A 20,002-nucleotide genomic window follows, 5' to 3' on the forward strand; every position below is an offset into this window, starting at 1 on the left:
AGGCTTGCAGCGCCAAGTCGACCACGACATGAAAGCGCTGCAACACTTTGAATTTACTGAAATTCAATCATAATTCGCGCGCACCGAAGCTTGTCTTCGGCGCCGTCGAAAACCGGCATCCGCCTCCAATATCGATCTGAACGGGCGCAGATGCCGGAAGGTGGCCGTTAGTTCTTGGCCACGTAGTCCTTGACGTTTTCAGGCGTGACAAGCTGGAAAGGAATGTAGACTTTCTTCTCCACCTTGTCGCCCTTGGCGAGCTTCAGCGCAGCATCAAGAGCACCCTTGCCCTGGCCTGCCGCATCCTGGAACACCGTCACATCCAGATCGCCCGCCTGCATGGCGGCGAGGGCGTCCTGCGTGGCGTCAACGCCAGCGACGACATAGCTCTTCATATCCTTGCCTGCGGCCTTCAGGGCCTGGATCGCGCCAATCGCCATTTCATCGTTGTTGGCGATGACGGCGTTAAATTCGATGCCGCTGGAGAGCCAGTTGGTCACAAGGTCGGAACCCTGTGTACGCTGCCAGTTTGCGGTCTGCTCTTCAACAACCGAAATGCCCTTGCATTCGTCAGTCATCAGAACGTCTTTCGCAGACTGCGTGCGCATGCGCGCCGCCTGGTTGGAAAGCTCGCCCATCATGATGACCGCATTGCCCTTGCCACCGAGAAGGCGGCAAACTTCTTTCGCTTCAAGCGTGCCGGCAACCGTTTCGTCGGAGGCGACGAATGCCTGGCCGTCCGGCAGGCTATCGACGTTCACCGGCTGGCGGTTGACGTAAACCAGCGGAATCTTGGCGTCGGCGGCGAGCTTCGACATGGCCGCTGTCGCATCCGTATCAACCGGATTGACGATAATCGCATCGACCTTGGACGCGATGAAATTCTGGATCTGGCTCTGCTGCTTGGCGACGTCGTTCTGCGCGTCCTCGACCTGCAGCGTGACACCATTCAGTTCCTTGGAATAATCCTGCATGCCGTTGCGCAGTACGGTCAGGAAGTTGTCGTCGAACAGCGCCATCGAGACGCCGATGGTCTCCGCATGGGCCGCTGTGCCGAGAAGCACAGACATGGCTGCGCCGATGATAAATTTCCTCATTGTTTTCTCCTCCATGGCGTCCGGTGCCGCCTCTCCCAGCCGGAGGCGGACCTTAAAGCCCGCCGCAACCTCCTCACAGCAGAAAACGGAATAATGAAACCGAATTTCTGCCTGCCCGATATATTTATTCCATTTTTGGCCTGAACGTCAATGCTTTCTTCGTGACCTTGTTACAGAGCGATGCAAAAGACTGTGATGACGGAAAATTCCAGAGGAGGCGACTTCCGGACCGCATTCCCGAGCTAGGCTTAAGGAACAGGTTCACGTCGCTCACGCCTGGAAGGCTGGAGCCATAAGCCATTGAAAATGCAGCTTGCGGTTCGAGATCAGAGGAAAATTGGCGGAGATGGAAGATTTATTCCAAAACGGAAACCGCCTACCCTCTTTATAGACGGCGGGCGGCGCATCCGATTTCTTCACCCTGGAACCTTCAACGGACTCAAAATCCCGCCTGTGGAAATCTGACGGTAGACGTCAGCGGCAAAAGGAAGTCCATATCGCCTTACCGGTGCGATCCAGGCATGACATCAGCGGGAATCGGGCAGACATATTTGCTGCCTTCTGTCTTTTCCTGCCATTCCTTCCTGGCATTGGCGAGCAGCTCCGGAGAAGTCATCAGCGCCAGGCCTGTCGATGCCATTGCCTTGGCGGCATGCGCCATGGCCTTGTGGGCGGCAGCGCTTTTGCCCTGCGCCACCACCTGCCATGTGTGTGGATTGGTGCCGATCGCCCAGGCAGGCGTCCAGCACTGCGCCGTCGGCGTCACCCAGCTCACATCACCGACATCGGTGGAACCCGCCCGGAAATGCGATTGTCCCTCGAAATCCCGCAGGCCGAGATGCAGGGGCGTCGAACCATCGATTTTCCGGTTGGAAAAAACATCGCCCTTTATCTGGTAGAGCCGGATGCTGCTTTTGATCGCCTCATCGGTAAACGTGTCCTGAATACGTTTGGCAAAATCGATATCCGCCTCGTCGAAAGCGATGGGGCCAAGCGCCACCATGTTTTCATGCATCGCGGTTTCCAGCGTGATGTTGGGCAGGAGATTGGTGGAGGCGGTATCGAAGACGATCTCCACCTCGGTTTCAGTCATCATCGCCGCGCCGCGCGCCACCTTGTCCACCCGCGCGGCAAGATCAAGCGCCTGGCGCATTTCCGGAGCGCGGATAAGGTAAAGCACTTCCGCCTTCGCCTGCACCACATTGGCCGCTTTGCCGCCGGTATCGGTGATTGCATAATGCACCCGGCAATCCTGCGGCATGTGTTCGCGCAGGAAATTGACGCCGACATTCATGAGTTCGACGGCATCAAGCGCCGAACGCCCGAGATGGGCGGCGTTGGAGGCGTGGGCCGCAACACCCTTGAAACGGTAGAAATATTCCAGCACGGCAAGATTATTGGTTGAGCGTACGCCGTTGAAAGGTGCCGGATGCCACGTCAGCGCCGCATCGACATCATCGAACAGGCCGGCGCGCACCATGAAGGTCTTGCCGGAACCGCCCTCTTCGCCCGGGCAACCGTAATAACGCACAGTGCCGGGCAGGTTATTGGCTTTCAGATGCCGGGCGAGCGCGATGGCGCCCATCAGCGAACCGACGCCCAGCAGGTTATGACCGCAGCCATGGCCGGTGGCGCCTGCCTCGCGTGGCTTCACTTCGGCCACACCGGCCTCCTGGCTCATACCAGCCAGCGCATCGAATTCGCCAAGAAAGGCGATGACAGGCTTACCATTGCCGAATTCGCCGATGAACGCCGTTTCCATGCCTGCCACGCCGCGGCGAACAGCAAAGCCATTTTCCTCGAACGCGGCGGCCAGAACGCCGGCAGATTGCTGCTCCTCGAATTTCAGCTCGGCAAAATCCCAGATGCTGTCGCTCAGGGTGGTGAAGTCGGGTTTCATTGCCTCAACTTCGGCGGCAATCGACATCACGGCGTCACGGTTCATGGCTTGTCCTCGCATTTCCGCCCTTGGCGGGCACGCGCAAGCGCTTCGGCGGAGGCACCGCCAAATCCTTGCGCACTATGATGGAAAGCCCGCGCCGGGGTCCGCCTCCGGCGCGGGCAACAGTGGATCAGTTGTCGACCGAGACTTCCCAGAGGCGGGCGTTCGACTGCCAGACCGGCTGGCCCTTCAGCTTCTTCGTCGCGCCCCAGACATCGACCATGTCGTAAAGGAAGATGCCGGGCATTTCCTTCAGCATCAGTTCGTGGAACTCGTCGAAAATCTTCTGGCGTTTCGTCTGGTCGGCCTCGACATAGGCCGCCTTCATCAACTCGATCGCCTTCGGATCGTCCCACATCAGCGATGCGTTCTTATCCTTGTTGCCGACATAGAAGGCATACATCAGCGCCGGGTCAAGACGCGGGGCGACCGACTGCGAGATCACCTGATAATTGCCGGAGCGACGGCGATCGACCTGCGTGGCATAGTCCAGCACCTCGATCTGCACGTTAAGACCCGCCTGCTGCATCATCGCCTGCGCCATGACGGCGGCCGGGAAGCTCGGCACATTGCCGCGCTTGTTGGCGATGATGGAGATCGGTTCGCCCTTGTAACCGGCGGCGGCCAGCTCCTTCTTGGCCGCTTCGATGTCATAGGCCGGACGCTTCTTCTGGGTCTCGTCGAAATAGACCGAGTCCTGCGAGACCATCGAACCGTTGGCTTCACCCGTACCGTTCGACGCCGCCGCGACCAGTTCGTCAAGATCGAGCGCCATCGCCATGGCGCGGCGCACGCCGGGATTGCTCAGCACCTTGTCGCGGGTCTGGATGTAGAACAGGTTCTTGCCGTTGTTCCGGGAAACGATGAGCTGCATCTTGTTGTTGGTCTTGAACTCCGGAATAAGATCGGGAGAAATCTCGGCCGTATCGAGCACGCCGGATTCAAGGCCCGCCTTCACCGTCGAAGCATCGGGAATAACCATGAACTTGATGCCATCGGCGAGCGGTCGCTTGGAGCCGACCATACCGTCAGGCTTACCGTCATTTGCCGGCGAAACGTAGCCCGCAAATTTGGAAAGGCGGATATATTCGCCTTTCTTCCACTCGTCCCACTGGAACGGCCCGGTCCCGATCGGCTTGACGAAGCTGCCATCGGCAGCAATCGATTCCGGCGAGATCATGCCGGTATAACCGCATTCCGGTCGCGACATGAGGCCAAGGAAAACGCCAGACGGCTTTTCAAGATTGATCTCGACCGTGGATGCATCCGTGGCCTTGACGCCGGTGACGTGTGCTGCCCCGCCTTGCGCAAAATCGTTGAGGCAGGTCCATTTGGTTTCCGGCTTCAGGTAGCGCGTCCAGTTCCAGACGATATCTTCCGCGGTGAGCGGCTTGCCATTGTGGAATTTCACGTCCTTGCGCAGCTTGAAGGTATAGGTCAGGCCGTCAGGCGCAACCTCGACGCTTTCGGCGAGAAGCGGCTTCACCTCGCCGGCATTGTTATACCCGACCAGGCCTTCGACGATGTGCAGCATCACCCCGTCCGTATTGCCGTCGCGGTTCACGCCCGGATTGTTGCTGCGCAGATCCGAGCTTTGCGCAATGGTGATATCGCGTGCAGCGGCGACATTGGCGGTCACGAGCAGGGCAACGCCTGCGAGAAGAAGTTTTTTCACTGTTCGACCCTCATTGTTGTCGTTGATTGTGACTAGAGCACGTCCGGTTTAAATTGAAGTTTTAGACGTGCTCTATCTCTTTGTTTTTACGCATTTTCCGGGCGTAAAACCGCTACGCATTTTTACTGGAAATGCTCGGTTAAAACCCATCCCAGCAGGACTGTGCCAGCCGGCCGATCGTTTCGAGCGCGATGGTGTATCCCGGCGTGCCATCAGGCATCACCTGCGGCACCTCGTCGGTATAGGTGGTGATGATGAAGGACGGTGCGCCGTTTCTGTAGACGATGCCGGCATCCATGCGCCCACGCTTGCCGCGGCCGCTCTTGCTCGCCACAACGGCCTCGAAAGGCAGGCGGGAGCGAATTCCATAACGCAAAATCTGGTTCTTCAGCGTCTGCATCGCCCACTCGCACAATTGCGGGCTGCAACCGAGCTTTGCCTGCGCTTCAGGCGAGGACTGCGCATCCAGAATTGTCTGCAGCAGCAGCACCTGATCCGCCGCCGAAGTGGTCGTAACTGTCTTCAACGGATGGTCCGCCGCCAGTGCCAGCGGCGGGATGAGGAAACGGTGGTGGGTGTTGGCCATACCGAGCGATTTGCAATAGCCGTCCACCTCTTGCAGCGTCAGCCGTTCCAGCACCATCTTGGTGCAGACATTGTCGCTCAGCACCATCATGCCGGCGACGGCATCGCGCAGCGAAATGACGATGCCCGGCGTCATGTAGCGGAACATGCCGCTCGCAACCTCTTCCGCCAGCCGCTTTTCATAGGTGACGGGCTGGTCGAGATCGACCCGCCCTTCGCTGGCGGCCTTGAGCACGGCCATCATGATCGACGTCTTGCGGGTGCTGCCCGATGGCGTCTCCTCGTTTTCTCCCCGTCCGATCTCTTCGCCGGTCAGGAGATTGCGCACCATGAAGCGCGTCACGAAAGGCTGTGCATCACAGATCGCATTCAGTTGGGCAGCCACGGTCATAGTCATCTTCCTGTTAAACTTCATTTTCCAGACGCCATTTCAGTGTCACGCCGCCCTTTTCATTCTGGTCGAGGGCGGGAATGGCCGAGAGCAGCCGGCGCGTATAGGCTTCTTTCGGACTGTCGAAAATCGTGTCGCGGTCGCCCTCTTCGATGATGCGACCGTCCTGCATGACGACGACACGGTCAGCCACCTGCTCCACCACACCGAGATCGTGGCTGATGAACAGGCAGGAAAAACCGTAACGTTTCTGCAGATCGGAAAAGAGATCGAGCACCTGCGCCCGCACCGTCACGTCAAGCGCGGAAACCGGTTCGTCGGCGATCAGGAACCGCGGACGGCGGGCAATGGCGCGCGCAATCGCCACGCGCTGGCGCTGGCCGCCGGAAAGTTCGTGCGGGTAACGGGTGGCATAGTCAGCGCCAAGTCCCACCTCTTCCAGCGTTTCCAGCGCTCGTTTGCGCTTGGCGGCCTGGTCGAGACCGGGCACGAGGCGCAACGCCTCCTCCACCAGCGCCTGAATCGTCATGCGCGGATCGAGCGAGGAATAAGGATCCTGAAACACCATCTGGCAATTCAGGCGATAGTCCTTCCAGTCCTCGCCGCGCTCCCGGCCGTGAAAGCGGATATGCCCTTCGCTCTCCTGCACGAGCCCGGCGATGGTGCGGCCAAGCGTCGTCTTGCCGGAACCGGAGCCGCCGACGAGCGCCACGACTTCACCCTCGTGAATATCAATGCTGACGCCATGCAGCGCCCGCTTTGATTTGGCCTTTTTCAGCAGAGATTTGCGGCCGGCATAATCGACGACGATATCGCGGGCCGAAACCATCGGTGCTTTGGACGTGTCGATGCTGCGCAGCTCGCCGCGAAACGGCAGGGAGGAAAGCAGCTTTTTCGTATAGGGGTGCTGCGGCGCGTCCAGCAGGTCCTCAGTGCGGCCCTGCTCGACGATTGCGCCTTTTTCCATCACCACGATGCGGCTGGTATAACGCGCCACCATCGGCAGGTCGTGGCTGATGAGGAGAACAGCAGTGCCTTCCGCCCGCGTCAGCTCGACCATCAGTTCCATGACATCGCGCTGGATGACCGCGTCAAGCGCCGTCGTCGGCTCATCGGCGATCAGCAGGGCCGGTTTCAGGAGCATGACAGAGGCCAGCATGATGCGCTGGCGCATGCCGCCGGAAAACTCGTGCGGATAGGCCGCCAGCGCACCTTCGGGATCGCGGATGCCGACCCGGCGCAGCATGTCGAGAATTTTCTCGCGGCGCTCTTCTGGCGCTAATTTCGTGTGAAGGATCAAACCCTCCTCCAGCTGCCGGCCAATCGTCATCGACGGATTGAGGGAGGTCATCGGCTCCTGAAACACGACACCGATCTCCGCGCCGCGCAGACGCCGAAGCTCCTTCACCGGCAGGTACATGACATCCTGCCCCTTGTAGATGATCGACCCGCCGGTGATGGCGATGGCAGGTGGCAGAAGCGAGATGAGCGCGCGGGTGGCGAGCGTCTTGCCCGACCCGCTTTCGCCGACGATGCCGAAGATTTCGCCCGCGGCAATGTCGAAGGAGACATCCTTCACCACCCGGTGGCCGGTTCTGGCGACTTCGAGCGAAAGGCCGCGAACGGTGAGAAGTGTATTATCCGTCATTTGAGACCTCTCATGCGCGGGTCAAGCCTGTCGCGAAGGGCGTCGCCCAGAAGATTGATGCCAAGCAGCGTCAGCGCGATACAGAGACCGGGGAAAAGCCCCAGCCACACGGCCTGCTGGATGAAGGGACGGCCGGCGGCCAGCATGTTGCCCCAGGTCGGCGCCGGCGGCGGCACGCCGAGGCCAAGGAAGGATAGCGCACTTTCCGACAGGATGGCCCAGCCGAACATGGAGGTGGCAAGAACCGTTATCGGCGCGATGCAGTTGGGCAGGATATGGCGGAACATGGTGTAGATCTCACCATTGCCCATCACCATCGACGCCTCGATGAATTCCCGTTCACGCAGAGAAAGCACGGCACCGCGCACCACGCGGGCCATGGATGGTGTATAGGCGATGCCGAGTGCGAAAATGATGCCATACTGGTTTGCGCCGAAAACCGCGAGCAGGCCGAGCGCCAGCAGAATGCCGGGAAAGGCAAGAAGCGCATTGTTGATGGCCATGATAACGCCATCCACCCAGCCCCGCGCATAACCGCTGACAAGGCCGATCAGCGTGCCGAAGATTGTCGCAAAGCTGACCGTCAGGAAGCCGATCCAGACGCTGGCGCGCGCGCCAACCATCAGGCGGCTCAAAACATCTCGCCCGAATTCGTCGGTACCGAGAAGATGGCTGGCGCTCGGACCGGCCAGACGCGAGGCAAAGCCCAGCTTCATCGGATCATAAGGCGTCCAGAACAGGCCGGTCACGGCGGTGATGAGCAGGAGGGCGATGAGAAAGCCGCCGATAAGCCCGTTGAGTGTGAACTTTTTCATTCGGCAACCACCCGCGGATCGAAGAGGGGATAAAGAAGGTCGACGAAGAGGTTGACCAGCACGTAGGACAGGGAAACGAACAGCAGGCAGCCCTGTATGACGGGGTAGTCGCGCGCGAAAATACTGTCGACCATTAGCCGTCCAAGGCCGGGAATGGTGAACACCGTCTCGATGACGGCGATGCCGCCGAGAAGATTGCCGAGGATGAGGCCGATCATCGTCCAGGTCGGACCGAAGGCGTTCTTGAAGGCGTGCCGCCAGAGAACCGCGCTTTCCGAAAGGCCCTTGGCGCGGGCATGGGTGATGTAGTCCAACCGCAGCACTTCCAGCGTCGAGGCGCGCGCCATGCGGATCAGAACGCCCATTTCATGGATCACCAGCGTCATGACAGGCAGGACGAGATAGAGCATGCCGCCGACGAGATTGTCGCTGATTGACACGTATCCCAGCACCGGCAGCCAGCCGAGCTTGAGGCCGAAAAACAGAAGAAGCAGAAGGCCCAGCCAGAATGTCGGAATGGACAGCAGCAGTGTTGCCGTTCCCACCAGCGCAAGATCGGTCAGACTGTTCTGCTTCCAGGCGGCGATCACGCCAGCCGGAACCGCAATCAGGCTGGCGAGCAGCACGGCAACCACAACGATCTCGGCGCTGACGAGGAAGCGCGACACGACGAGCTGCAGAACCGGCTCATCATTGACGATGGAGCGGCCGAAATCGCCCTGCACCACATTGCCCGCCCAGATGACGAACTGCTGCGGCATGGATTTGTCGAGGCCGAGTTCGGTCCTCATGGCTTCGATCTGTTCCGGTTGTGCCATGTCGCCCAGCATCAGCGCAGCCGGATCGCCCGGAATGAAGCGGATGAGCGCAAAGACCGTGATCGACACGAATGCGATCGTCGGCAGCGCCATCAAAAGACGGCTCAGTATGAATCTTATCATCGGTTCCCCACGATTGATGGCCGGGATTAGCGCCCCGCCTCTATCGGTTTCATTGCTGGCGACTATGACGGATTGATAAATAAGGCGCAATATTATGCATAAACGTCATATATCTATGCAGAATGACGACGCGTTTGATCCTGATGAGGACAATAAGATTTTCCGACCAAAATCCCGTTTTCAGTTGATTTTTTGCGAAAGCTGAATTTCCCGCTTCAGGGCATCGCTCAGCGCCTGCGCAGCGATGGACAAGGGTGCGCCGGAGGCACGGGCAAGACCGAACTCCTGCGTCGCCTGTGGAACGAATGGCCGGGCGACAACGGGAAGGTGGCGGTAGAGGTTAGCATAAAAACTGCTAATGATCGTCGCTCCCAATCCATGCGCCACATAGGCGCAGGCGGAACTGTTGGTGTGGGTCTCGATCTTCACCATCGGCTTGACGCCGGCCTTTTTGAAAACCTGATCGAGCGCCATGCGGTTCGGCCGCTGGCGGCCGATCAGAATGAGCGGAATGTTGCGCAGGTCCTTGACGGTGATTTCGTCAAGCGCGGCCAGCGGATGATCCTCCCGAACCACACAGACGCTTTTGCCGGTCGCAACACGCTCGACATCGATGCCCGGGCCAATCTCGCCCTCCATCCGCAGGAAACCAAGATCGATCACCCGCTCGCCGACGAGCTTGTTGATGGCGGTCGTCGTTTCGAAAAATGTCTCGATGCGAACGCCGGGAAAATCCCTGACATAATCGATCAGCATGGCGGGCGCAAAATTTTCCCACATGCTGCTCGGCAGGCCGATGCGGACGATTTCAGGGCCAGCCGCGCCATTGCGCAGATCCTCGGCGTGGCCGGACATGCGATCGACCGCAAGCAGCACGTTCTCCGCATCCCGCGCAAGCAGCACCGCCTCCGGCGTCGGGATCAGCCGCCCCTTGTCGCGGGCAAACAGCGTCAACGACAAATCCGCCTCAAGCTGCGCCAGAAGCCGGCTGATGCCGGACTGGCTGAGCCCCATGGCCTTGGCAGTGGCGATGGTCGAGCCGGTGGAAAGAAGCGTGCGCAGAACTTCGAGCTGCTTGATGTTCATGAGGCCAGCACCATGGATGAAGAGACGAGCCGGTTTCGGTTCTGACGTTTTGCCGCCGTTGAGCCTGGATGTCACCGTTTTTTTTTGGCATCGCCAGGTAGCCGGTATGGTTGCCGGCTACAATTCCACCTCATAAATCCTGTCGTGGGTGGCCACGCATGCCTCTCCCGATGGCGTCACCCAGCCGCGGAACATGCCGGGGGTATTGTAAGGCGAGGCAATGCCACCTTCGGCATCGATCGCAACGAGACCGGCACCGATCTCATAAGGCGCCAGATCCTTGTGAACGAGATTGCCGGCGGCGGTTTCCAGATCCTGCCCGAGATAGGCAACGCGGGACGCGATCTCGTGGCCGACGACATAGCGGATAAAAAACTCACCCTTGCCCGTGCCTGAAACGGCGCAGGCGCCGTCACGCGCATAGGTGCCGGCCCCGATCACCGGGCTGTCGCCAACCCGCCCATCCGGCTTGTTGGTGTAACCGCCGGTGGAGGTGGCGGCGGCGAGATGCCCCGCCGCATCGAGCGCCACAGCCCCGACGGTTCCGTGCTTTTCGTTTTCCGTCGCTTCCGTACCGGCGCGGGCGTGGCGCTTCATCGCAGCCAGCGCCTCCAGGCGCTTTTGCGTGGTGAAATAGGATTGAGGCTCGGTCGCGAGCCCCTTTTCCTTGGCGAAGCGGTCGGCCGCCTCCCCCGTCAGATAGACGGCGCGCTCATCGGCCATCAGCGCGCGGGCCGCCTTCACAGGGTTGCGGATGGCGCGGGAGGCGCTGATCGCGCCCGCCGCCAGTGTGGCACCGTCCATGATCGAGGCATCGAGTTCGTGAATGCCGTTCTCATTGAGGGCCGCGCCATGCCCCGCATTAAAATGCGGGCTGTCCTCCATGACGACGACCGCCGCCTCGACCGCTTCAAGCGCGGTTCCGCCAGCCTTCAACACGCCGTAACCGGCGCGCAGCGCCGCTGCCAGATCGTCGCGCGCAGCTGCCCACTCCTCTGAAGTCATGCTGTCTTCCGGCATCACGCCGCAACCACCGTGAATGGCCAATGCGATCTTCGTCATATGCTCACTCCCTCGTCGCCCCACCATCGGCAGGACCTCTTCCCATCAATGAAAGGCGATATCGCCGATAACGCGCACGCGGACCCTCCGCGCGCCACCCGGAAGATAGGCGATCGGAATATCCTCCACCTCAAGCGTCTTGAGGCTTCCCCGCTCCGCGCCGGATGCGACCGCCGCGTTCTGCGCCTCGGTCTCGGCTTTCGCAAGGGCGTCGTCGCGGCTAAGGCCGGAAAAGACCTGATCCACCTCGCCGGACACCTGCGCCATCGCAGCACCCAGCGCATTGGCAACGCCTGCATTTTCCACACGCAGCACCTCGGATGCGCCCGGCACCTGCTCCGGTATCAGGAATGCGCCGCCGCCGACCGCAACCAACGGCACGTCTTCGGCTGATGTCTTCATCTGGTCGAAGCTGTCGGCCACCATGTCACGGATGCGTTGGAGCGAGGCCTGCACGAAAGCCGGGTCGAGGTCCTTCACACGATCCCTGTCGCCCATCTCGATCAGGCCTGCAGCAACGGCGATATCCGATGTCGTCAGTGTCTCGCCGCCGAAAACGCGGGCTTCGGTCAGGATGCGATACCCCACCGAGCGCGGGCCGATCTTGCCTGTCTGCGGATCGACAATGGTGCCGCCGCCAAGCGCGATCGGCAGAAGATCGGGCATGCGAAAAAGGGTGCGCACCCCGCCAATATGAACGATATTGTTCGCCTCACGCGGGAACCCGCCGACAAGGCAACCGATATCGGAGGTGGTGCCGCCGACATCCACCACCATGGCGTCGGAAAGCCCGGTGAGGAAGGCGGCACCGCGCATCGAATTGGTCGGGCCGGAGGCGAAGCTGTGCACGGGGTTTGCAGCAGCGACATCCGCGAGCGCCACGGTGCCGTCATTCTGGGTCAGATAGAACGGAGCCTTCACACCTGCGCCGCGCAATGCATCCGAAAATGCCTGAACGGTGGTCTTACCAAGGGTTTGTAGCGCTGCGTTCAGCAGGGCGACATTCTCCCGCTCCAGAAGCCCGATGCGGCCAAGCGTATGGGAAAGCGTGATGCGGGCATCAGGAATGACCGAACGGACGATTTCCGCCGCCCGCCCCTCGCACTCCGTCGTCAACGGCGAGAAAGTTGCCGAAATGGCGATGGAGGTGACGCCCGCATCGCGGATTTTCATCGCCGCCTCCCGAATTTCATCGGGAACCATGGGCACCAGCGGACTGCCGTCATATTCATGGCCACCATGGACCATGAAGATCAACGGATCGACGGCAGCGCGCAAATCTTTTGGCCAGTCGCACATGGGGGGCAGCGAAGAACCGGTCGGCAGCGCGATGCGGATGGCCGCAACCCGCTCCAGCCGGGCGCGCTCCACCACCGCATTGGTGAAATGGGTGGTGCCGATCATCACCGCATCGATCGGTCGATCCGTCGCGCCGACATGACCAGAGACGTGCGCGAGCGCCGACTTTACGCCGGAGAGGACATCCTGCGTGGTCGGAACCTTGATGGAGGCGACGATGGTGTCGCCATCGATCAGAACGGCATCCGTATTGGTGCCGCCAACGTCAATACCGATGCGTTTCATGGGAATACCGATCTGAAGTCAATGTCATAACCGAAGGCACGCGGGCCGACGGCGGCGATGCCTGCAGGCGTCGTCAAGAGTTCCGGCGCCGGCAGGGCGATAACCGTGACACGCTGGCCATACCGCACCGATTCCGTGCCGATGGCGCTGCCCGAAACGGTGTCGAGAAGGCAAAGCAGATCCGGCGTCATGGCGACCGGCTGGCCATCGCGGAAGGCGACCGCCCATTCATTCTGGAAGGCGAGTTCCATGCGCGAACCCCGGTCGGCGTCTATGCCTTCAATGGTCGTGCTGCCGCGCAGGAAGCCGCCGGTGGTCTCGCGGGCAACATCCACCACCTTGCCACGGAACAGCTGCTTGCCACCCTCATGGTCGAGAACCGCCTGAACGGGATCGTCATGGCGCGCACGGGCCTCCATCACGGCCCGCCCAAGTTTTGTCGCCTGGGTGACGGTGTAATGAATGCCCCATTCCTTCACTTCCTTGCCGGTGCGGGGGGCCTTGCAGGTGGCGGCGGTTGAGCCGACTTCGGTGCAGACCTTGCGCGAGATGCGCTCCATCCATTTCCAGGAGGCAGCGCGCGTCACGATCACCTCATTGTCGCGCACATCGACCAGCGACAGCGGAAACATCGGCAGGTTGCCGATGGCGAAGGATGTCATCTGCGCTTCCGGATAGGCGCGTCCCATGGCATCGGCATTAACGACCGGCCGGTCGAGCACGGCGGCGGCGAGGAAGGAAGAAAGCGCATTGGAACCGCCGATCTCCACGCTCATGATCGCCCGGAACGGCTTGCCGAGATAATCCTCCATCACCTCGATCGCACGGGCGAGATGCACGGGGTCTCCCAGCCGTTCCTGACCGACAAGCGGGGCACCCATCTTGGACACGACGGCGACCATATCATCATCGGCGAGCGCCATGGGGTCCATGACCTTTACCCGCCGCCCCTCGGCATAGAGACGCCGCAGATTAAGCGTCGAGATATAGGGGTTGCCGCCGCCCCCCGTTCCCAGAATCCAGGCGCCGGTGGCCAGAGGTTCGATATCGTCTTCGGAAAATTCCTGGATCATGCGTCATCCTCGGGCATGCCGCAGCCTTTCCGGCCGCAGGCGATGCTCCTTCCCTTTGAAGTTCCAAGTCTGCCAACCCCACCGTCTGGGCGGGGTTGGTTTTCATGAGGTAAAGATCACTCGGCCTTGCAGTCCCAATGGAAATTGGAGAAGTTCAGGTCCCAGCTCTGCATGGGGATGAACTCGTAACCCTGAAGGCACTTGTTCGCCGCATAACGGCGGTTCGGCGCAACCGCCCAGACGTCAGGCTGAAGATCGGCGATCTTCGTCTGCAACTCCTTGTAGGTGGCGTTCTGCTCGTTGACATCGGTGGTGGCGCGAACCTTGTCGATCAGGCCGTCGATTTCCGCATTCTGCAGCCACTCCATTGACATCCAGGTGCCGGAGGCTTTGGAATGATACTGGTTGTAGAACATCGAGTCCGGCGACGGATAGGTCGGCGAGATGTTCACCTGCGTCGATGCCGGCGTCGTTTCCGGCTTGGAGGAAAGCTCGACGATGCGGTTCCACGGCTCGGGCTTGATATCGAGCGTGATGCCGATCTGTTCGAGGCTGGATTGCAGAAGCAGCGCCACTTCGGCCTCGAAGGCCAGCGACGCGACATAGCTGTTGACGAGCGTGATCTTCTGGCCGGCATATTTCGACTTGGCCAGCTCTTCCTTGGCCTTTTCCAGATCGTAGACGCCCGGCTGGATATCGCCGTTATGCGCATCCTTGAACGCGTCGGAAAGCGGCCCTTTCATATCGAAGCCCGGATAAATCACTTCCTGGATCGTCTTGTAGTCGGTCGCATAGGCGATGGCGCGGCGGACGTGGACGTCGTCGGTCGGGTAGACCTTGGTGTTGAGCTTGATGACGAAGCCGCCGGCGGTGCGGGTCTGGATCAGCTTGTAACCCTTCATGCGGCCGATGGATTCATAGGTGTCGTTGCCAAGCCCATGCGAGGAAAGGCCGAGCTCGCCCTTTTCCGCCAGCGCCTTGACGGTGGCGTCGTCGCTGGTCTGCACGAAGCGCACTTCGTCGATCGGCTTGCCCTTGGTCCAGCCGAGGAAATAATCGGCATTGCGGGCGATGACCATATCGGCTGAGCGGTTGTAGCTGACCAGCTTGTAGGGGCCGGAACCGGCGGAATGTTCGCCGACATAGGCCTCGCCCCATTTGTCTTCCGGCTTGGCATTGGCTTCGATCAGCGTCTTGTTCATCGCCATCATCAGCGGCGTCGCCGCCATGAAGGGCGAGAACTGGCGCTCGATCTTCATGACCAGGGTCGCATCGTCAGGCGCGGTGACGTTTTCAGGCTTCAGCACGCCGACGATGAGGTTGGACGGGCCCTTGTTGATACCGAGCAGGCGCTGGATCGACCAGGCGATATCGGCCGCCTTCACTGCCGTACCGTCCTGGAATTTCGCATCGTCGCGCAGGTGGAAGGTGTAGGTCAGGCCGTCCTCGGAAATCTCCCAGGATTTCGCCAGATGCGGCACGATTTCGCCCTTGGCGTTCACCGTGGTCAGGCCGTCATACATGTTCACGATGGCCATGTAGCCGGTGTAATCGGTCACCTTCGCCGGGTCGAGCGAGCTGAATATCTGCATGGTGTTGACCGCAACCGACACCTTGTCTTCCGCAAAGGATGCGGAAGAAAAAACCGGCAACGCGAGCGCCGTGCCGAGCGCAAGCGCGGCGAGACGGGAAGAAACTACAGGCATTTTCATTATCGTTCTCCTCTTTATTGCGAGGCATCGGCCCCGCTTATGGTTAGGCAGCCTTGCTGACCGGAACGGGCAGCGGTGAGAAAGGAATGTCCGGGTAACCGAATGCAGCCGGCCCGACGACCTCAAGCGCGCGCGCGCTGCGCAACAGATCGTGGCAGGGGATGGCGATGACGGCCACGCGCTGGCCGTAGCGCAGCACTTCTGTGGTGATCGGATAACCCGTGTCGACATCGAGCAGGACGATCAGGTCGGGCACCGTCACTTCCACCTCGCCGTCACGGGAAAACAGCAGGAATTCGTTCTGGATGGCGACGCCCGCCGTCTGGCCGGCGCAATCGTCGAAGCCCGACAGCGTGAGATCGCCGACCGCGAAACCACCGCGCAGATGGCGCTTCAGATCGGTGATCTTGCCGTTGAAGATGCGCTTTCCGCCTTCGAGCGCGCAGACCGCCGCAATCGGGTCTTCCTGCTGCTTACGGGCGCGGATTACGGCCTCGCCGATGGCGATCGCCTTGGTGTAGGTTTTCGGAATGCCATACTGGTGCACGTAGTGCGCCTGCATCGGCGCGGTTGCCAGCATTGCGCCACCGCCCTGCGAGACGACGCAAGCGCGCGCCATGCGCTCGTGCCAGACCTCGGAAACAGCATGGCTGAAGATGACGGCATTGCCGTGCAGATCGCACATCACCGATGGCGTGGAACTATGGCCATAGATGGAGAAGGTGGTCATCTGCATTTCCGGGAATGCCCGGCCCATGCCGTCGCAATCGAGGATCGGCAGGCCGCCCAGCGCCGCAGTCACCAGCGGGTTCATGGAATTGGAACCGCCAATTTCCTCGCAGACGATGGCATCGACGGGGGTGCGGATCAGCTCCTCCATCGCCCGCAGGCAACGCAGGCCTTCGCGGCCTTCGCGAATGCGCTCCACGCCGACGACAGGCGCGCCGATACCGCCGATGGACATGCAGAGCGCATCCGGTTCGATGGCATCGGTTGCGAGAATCTTCATCTCGTAACCGGCCTTCATGGCCTCCAGCGCCAGAAGCTTGCCGAGATAGGGATTGCCGCCGCCGCCCGTGCCGAGAATGCCGGCACCGATTTCCAGCGCGTCGAGATCTTCACGGGTCAGCGTCCGCAATGCCGCTTCGTCATATTTCAGCTTGCGTGTCTCAGCCATGATTGGCTCCCATTTCTCCAACAACTTTCACATGAATGCGGGTGGCATTGCCGGGCAGGTAAGCCAGCGGCATATCCTCGCGCTCGATCACTTCGAGCGTCGCGGCAATCGCGCCAGCGGCAACCGCCTTTTCGCGGGCCTCCGCTTCTGCCTCGGCCAGTGCGCTCTCGCGCGTGCGTCCATCGATGAGTGAGAAGACCCGGTCGGTCTCGCCGCTGATCTGCGCAATGGCCGCGCCAACGGCATTGGCCACCGCGAAATTCTCGGGCCGGATGACCTCAAGATCACCGATACGATCCGGCATCAGGATGGAACCGCCGCCAACGGCGATCACCGGCACCGGTGACGACGAGATGCGGCTGCGCTCCACACATGCCTCGAGCATGTCGTTGATCTTGTCGACTGCCGCATCCACGAGTTTTTTGTCGAGGCTGGAGACCAGCGCCTTCTCGCCAACATCCGCTTTGCCGGAGGCAACCGCGATATCGGTCGCTGTCAGGGTCGAGCCACCGAAGCAGAGCGCCTCGCGGCGGACGCGGTAACCGACGGATTTCGGCCCGACGGTCAGGCCGTGATCGCCGTTGACTACCAGCGAACCACCGCCGAGACCGATCGAGAAAACGTCAGGCATGCGGAAATTGGTGCGAACGCCGCCAATATCCACCGTGGTCGAAGCCTGATGCGGGAAACCGTGGGACAGCGAGCCGACATCGGAGGTGGTCCCGCCCACATCCACGACCACGGCATCCTTGAGACCGGTGAGGAAGGCCGCACCACGCATGGAGTTCGTCGGACCGGACGCAAAGGTGAGCACGGGGAAACCGCGCACCACATCAGCCGCCATCAGCGTGCCGTCGTTCTGGGTAATATAGAACGGGCAGGTGATGCCCGCAGCCTTCAACGCTTCGCCGAAAGCCGCAACCGTGCGGTCGGCAAGCGACAGCAGGCTGGCATTCATGATTGCCGCACTTTCGCGCGCAAGCAGACCGTGACGGCCGATATCCTTGGACATTACCACCGGCAGGCCGGGGCAGCGTTCCTGCAGGATTTCTTTCGCCCGCAGCTCCATCGCTTCGTTGATGCCGCTGAAGACACAGGTGACGGCAGCGGCCTTCAGGCCCTTGGCGCGGATATCGGCGGCGATGCGGACAATCTCGTCCTCATCGAGCGGCGAAATTTCGCGGCCGTCGAATTCATAACCACCACGCACCTGATAACCGTGGTTGCCGACGATTTCCTTGAGATCATCCGGCCAGTCGACCATGGGCGGCAGGCCCGCGCCGGAGGGCAGGCCGAGACGGATGGCGGCCACCTCATCCATATGCCGACGCTCGATCACCGCATTGGTGAAATGCGTGGTGCCGATCATCACGGCACCGATGCGCGCCCTGTCTATGCCCGACGCCTCGATGACCTTTTCAAGGGCTTCGATGACACCGGACGTCACATCCTCTGTCGTGGAGGCCTTCACCCCCGCCAGAACAGTTTTATCCTGCAACACAACGGCATCGGTATTCGTGCCGCCGACGTCAATTCCAACGCGATACACGTCAGGCTCCTCTTTCATCAATCGGTCGTTTTTACGAGGAAGCGCATGCGCTCTTCCTCCGTCACGGTGGGTTTGAGACGTTCTTCCTCGTCGGTGACGACGGGTATGGCCGCGATCAGGGCGCGGGTATAGGGATGGGCCGGCTCGGCGAAGACCGCCGACGTCACGCCTTCTTCGACAATCTCGCCCCGCAGCATGATGGCGATGCGCGAACAGAAATTGCGCATCAGCGACAGGTCGTGCGAGATCATCAGATAGGTCAGGCCAAGCTCCTCGCGCAGCTGCAAAAGAAGGTCGATCACCGTCTTCTGCACGGAGACATCGAGCGCGGCCGTCGGCTCGTCGAGGATGAGGATTTTCGGCTCGGCCGCCAGCGCGCGGGCAATAGCCACACGCTGCTTCTGGCCGCCGGAAAGCTCATGCGGATATTTGCCGAGATAGGATTGCGGCAGCCGCACCAGCCCCATCAGTTCCAGCATGCGGTTTTCACGCGCAGGCCCATCCATGCCGATGGATTTCAACGGCAGGGCAAGCGTCTGTTTCACCGTGCGCTTCGGATTGAGTGAGGTGCCCGGATTTTGATATACGATCTGCGTCAGCCGCTTGCCGCGCCCAGGCGCGGGGGCGTCGATCACGAGATTGCCGGAGGTCGGGCGCGAAAGGCCCATGATCATGCGCGCAACCGAGGTCTTGCCGGAACCGGATTCACCCGCCAGGCCAAAAACCTCGCCCTCGTTCAGGATCAGGTTCACATTCCGCACGGCGTGATAACCGTTGCGCCTGCCGTAAATCTTGTTCAGCCCTTCAATCGTCACGATGGGCAAGCGCGCGCTTTGCGCCAGATTGGTGACGCGCGGGCCATAAAGCGGCGGCACCGCATCCAAAAGCGAGCGCGTATAATCCTCGGCAGGGGCATGCAGGATTTGCGCGCAGGGGCCGGTCTCAACGATATCGCCGTGATGCATGACCACGACCCTGTCCGCTACCTTGCGCACGACGCCGAGATTGTGGGTAATCATCAAGAGCGCCATGTTTTCTTCGGCAACCAGCTGATTGATGAGATTGAGGATTTCATCCTGCGTCGTCACGTCGAGCGCCGTGCCGGGCTCATCGGCGATCAGGAGCTTCGGCTGGTGCAGCAGGGCAAGCCCGATCAGAACGCGCTGGCGCATGCCGCCCGAAAGTTCGGATGGATAGGCGTTCATAACCCGTTCGGTATCGGCAAGCTGTACCCGGCGCAGTACCGCTGCGATGCGGTTGCGGCGCTCCGCCTTCGACGAATTGATACCGTCGCGCTTGTCGGCAAAACGCATGACATCATCGAGATGCGTGCCGATCTTGAAGACCGGATTGAAGGAAGAAAGCGGGTCCTGCATGATCAGCGAAAACGCCGTGCCCTTCAGGGCCTCACGGTCCCTGCGCGGCATGGCGAGCACGTCCCCGCCATCGATGACGATCGCACCGGACGTGATCGCAGCATTCTTCGGCAAAGTGCCGATGATCGCCTTGGCGGTGACGGATTTTCCCGATCCGGTTTCGCCGATCAGGGCCACGCGCTCGCCGGCGGCAACCGTGAAGGCGACATTGCGCAGCACCTGCCGGGTGCGGCCGTAATTGGTGAAGGTGACGTTGAGGTTTTCGACCTTGAGAAGCGATTCAGTCATG

15 protein-coding genes are annotated in these 20,002 nt (G+C 60.8%); all 15 read right to left on the reverse strand.

Annotated features, from left to right (window positions below):
* Positions 1 to 167 precede the first annotated feature (167 nt).
* On the reverse strand, positions 168 to 1,097 hold the full coding sequence (locus AGR1_RS17480; RefSeq protein WP_080795718.1) for a sugar ABC transporter substrate-binding protein: 930 nt from the start codon (positions 1,095 to 1,097) through the stop codon (positions 168 to 170).
* 502 nt (positions 1,098 to 1,599) lie between these two features.
* Positions 1,600 to 3,042 (reverse strand): M20 family metallopeptidase, encoded by a 1,443-nt coding sequence (locus tag AGR1_RS17485; RefSeq protein ID WP_149147698.1) that lies wholly within the window; start codon positions 3,040 to 3,042, stop codon positions 1,600 to 1,602.
* Between the two features lie 127 nt (positions 3,043 to 3,169).
* Positions 3,170 to 4,714, reverse strand: coding sequence for an ABC transporter substrate-binding protein (locus AGR1_RS17490; RefSeq protein WP_149147699.1), 1,545 nt, complete (start codon positions 4,712 to 4,714; stop codon positions 3,170 to 3,172).
* A 139-nt stretch (positions 4,715 to 4,853) separates the two neighbouring features.
* Entirely contained in the window at positions 4,854 to 5,690 is an 837-nt protein-coding gene (locus AGR1_RS17495) for a serine hydrolase (protein ID WP_187772221.1), read from the reverse strand.
* 13 nt (positions 5,691 to 5,703) lie between these two features.
* Positions 5,704 to 7,338, reverse strand: coding sequence for an ABC transporter ATP-binding protein (locus AGR1_RS17500; protein ID WP_149147701.1), 1,635 nt, complete (start codon positions 7,336 to 7,338; stop codon positions 5,704 to 5,706).
* Entirely contained in the window at positions 7,335 to 8,153 is an 819-nt protein-coding gene (locus AGR1_RS17505; RefSeq protein WP_080795708.1) for an ABC transporter permease, read from the reverse strand. The genes AGR1_RS17500 and AGR1_RS17505 overlap by 4 nt, the downstream gene beginning before the upstream one ends.
* The gene (locus AGR1_RS17510) at positions 8,150 to 9,094 is read right to left on the reverse strand and encodes an ABC transporter permease (RefSeq protein WP_149147702.1); all 945 of its coding nucleotides are present in this window, start codon (positions 9,092 to 9,094) and stop codon (positions 8,150 to 8,152) included. Before AGR1_RS17510 ends, AGR1_RS17505 begins: the two co-directional genes overlap by 4 nt.
* A 180-nt stretch (positions 9,095 to 9,274) precedes the next feature.
* Positions 9,275 to 10,180 carry a LysR family transcriptional regulator gene (locus tag AGR1_RS17515; protein WP_149147703.1) on the reverse strand — a complete coding sequence of 302 codons (906 nt, stop codon included), beginning with the start codon at positions 10,178 to 10,180 and terminating at the stop codon, positions 9,275 to 9,277.
* 117 nt (positions 10,181 to 10,297) lie between these two features.
* A complete protein-coding gene (locus tag AGR1_RS17520; RefSeq protein ID WP_149147704.1) occupies positions 10,298 to 11,242 on the reverse strand; it encodes an isoaspartyl peptidase/L-asparaginase in 945 nt (314 codons plus the stop codon).
* A gap of 45 nt (positions 11,243 to 11,287) precedes the next feature.
* Positions 11,288 to 12,826, reverse strand: coding sequence for a hydantoinase/oxoprolinase family protein (locus AGR1_RS17525; RefSeq protein ID WP_149147705.1), 1,539 nt, complete (start codon positions 12,824 to 12,826; stop codon positions 11,288 to 11,290).
* A complete protein-coding gene (locus tag AGR1_RS17530) occupies positions 12,823 to 13,899 on the reverse strand; it encodes a DUF917 domain-containing protein (protein ID WP_149147706.1) in 1,077 nt (358 codons plus the stop codon). Before AGR1_RS17530 ends, AGR1_RS17525 begins: the two co-directional genes overlap by 4 nt.
* A 116-nt stretch (positions 13,900 to 14,015) precedes the next feature.
* A complete protein-coding gene (locus tag AGR1_RS17535; protein WP_162927608.1) occupies positions 14,016 to 15,611 on the reverse strand; it encodes an ABC transporter substrate-binding protein in 1,596 nt (531 codons plus the stop codon).
* Positions 15,612 to 15,654: 43 nt separating this feature from the next.
* Positions 15,655 to 16,788, reverse strand: coding sequence for a DUF917 domain-containing protein (locus AGR1_RS17540; protein WP_080795693.1), 1,134 nt, complete (start codon positions 16,786 to 16,788; stop codon positions 15,655 to 15,657).
* Complete coding sequence (locus AGR1_RS17545; RefSeq protein ID WP_149147707.1) at positions 16,781 to 18,337, reverse strand: hydantoinase/oxoprolinase family protein; 1,557 nt, start codon at positions 18,335 to 18,337, stop codon at positions 16,781 to 16,783. Before AGR1_RS17545 ends, AGR1_RS17540 begins: the two co-directional genes overlap by 8 nt.
* Before the next feature lie 17 nt (positions 18,338 to 18,354).
* A complete protein-coding gene (locus AGR1_RS17550; protein ID WP_149147708.1) occupies positions 18,355 to 20,001 on the reverse strand; it encodes an ABC transporter ATP-binding protein in 1,647 nt (548 codons plus the stop codon).
* Position 20,002 lies beyond the last annotated feature (1 nt).

The organism is Agrobacterium sp. B1(2019), assembly GCF_008274755.1.
Lineage (GTDB): Bacteria > Pseudomonadota > Alphaproteobacteria > Rhizobiales > Rhizobiaceae > Agrobacterium > Agrobacterium salinitolerans.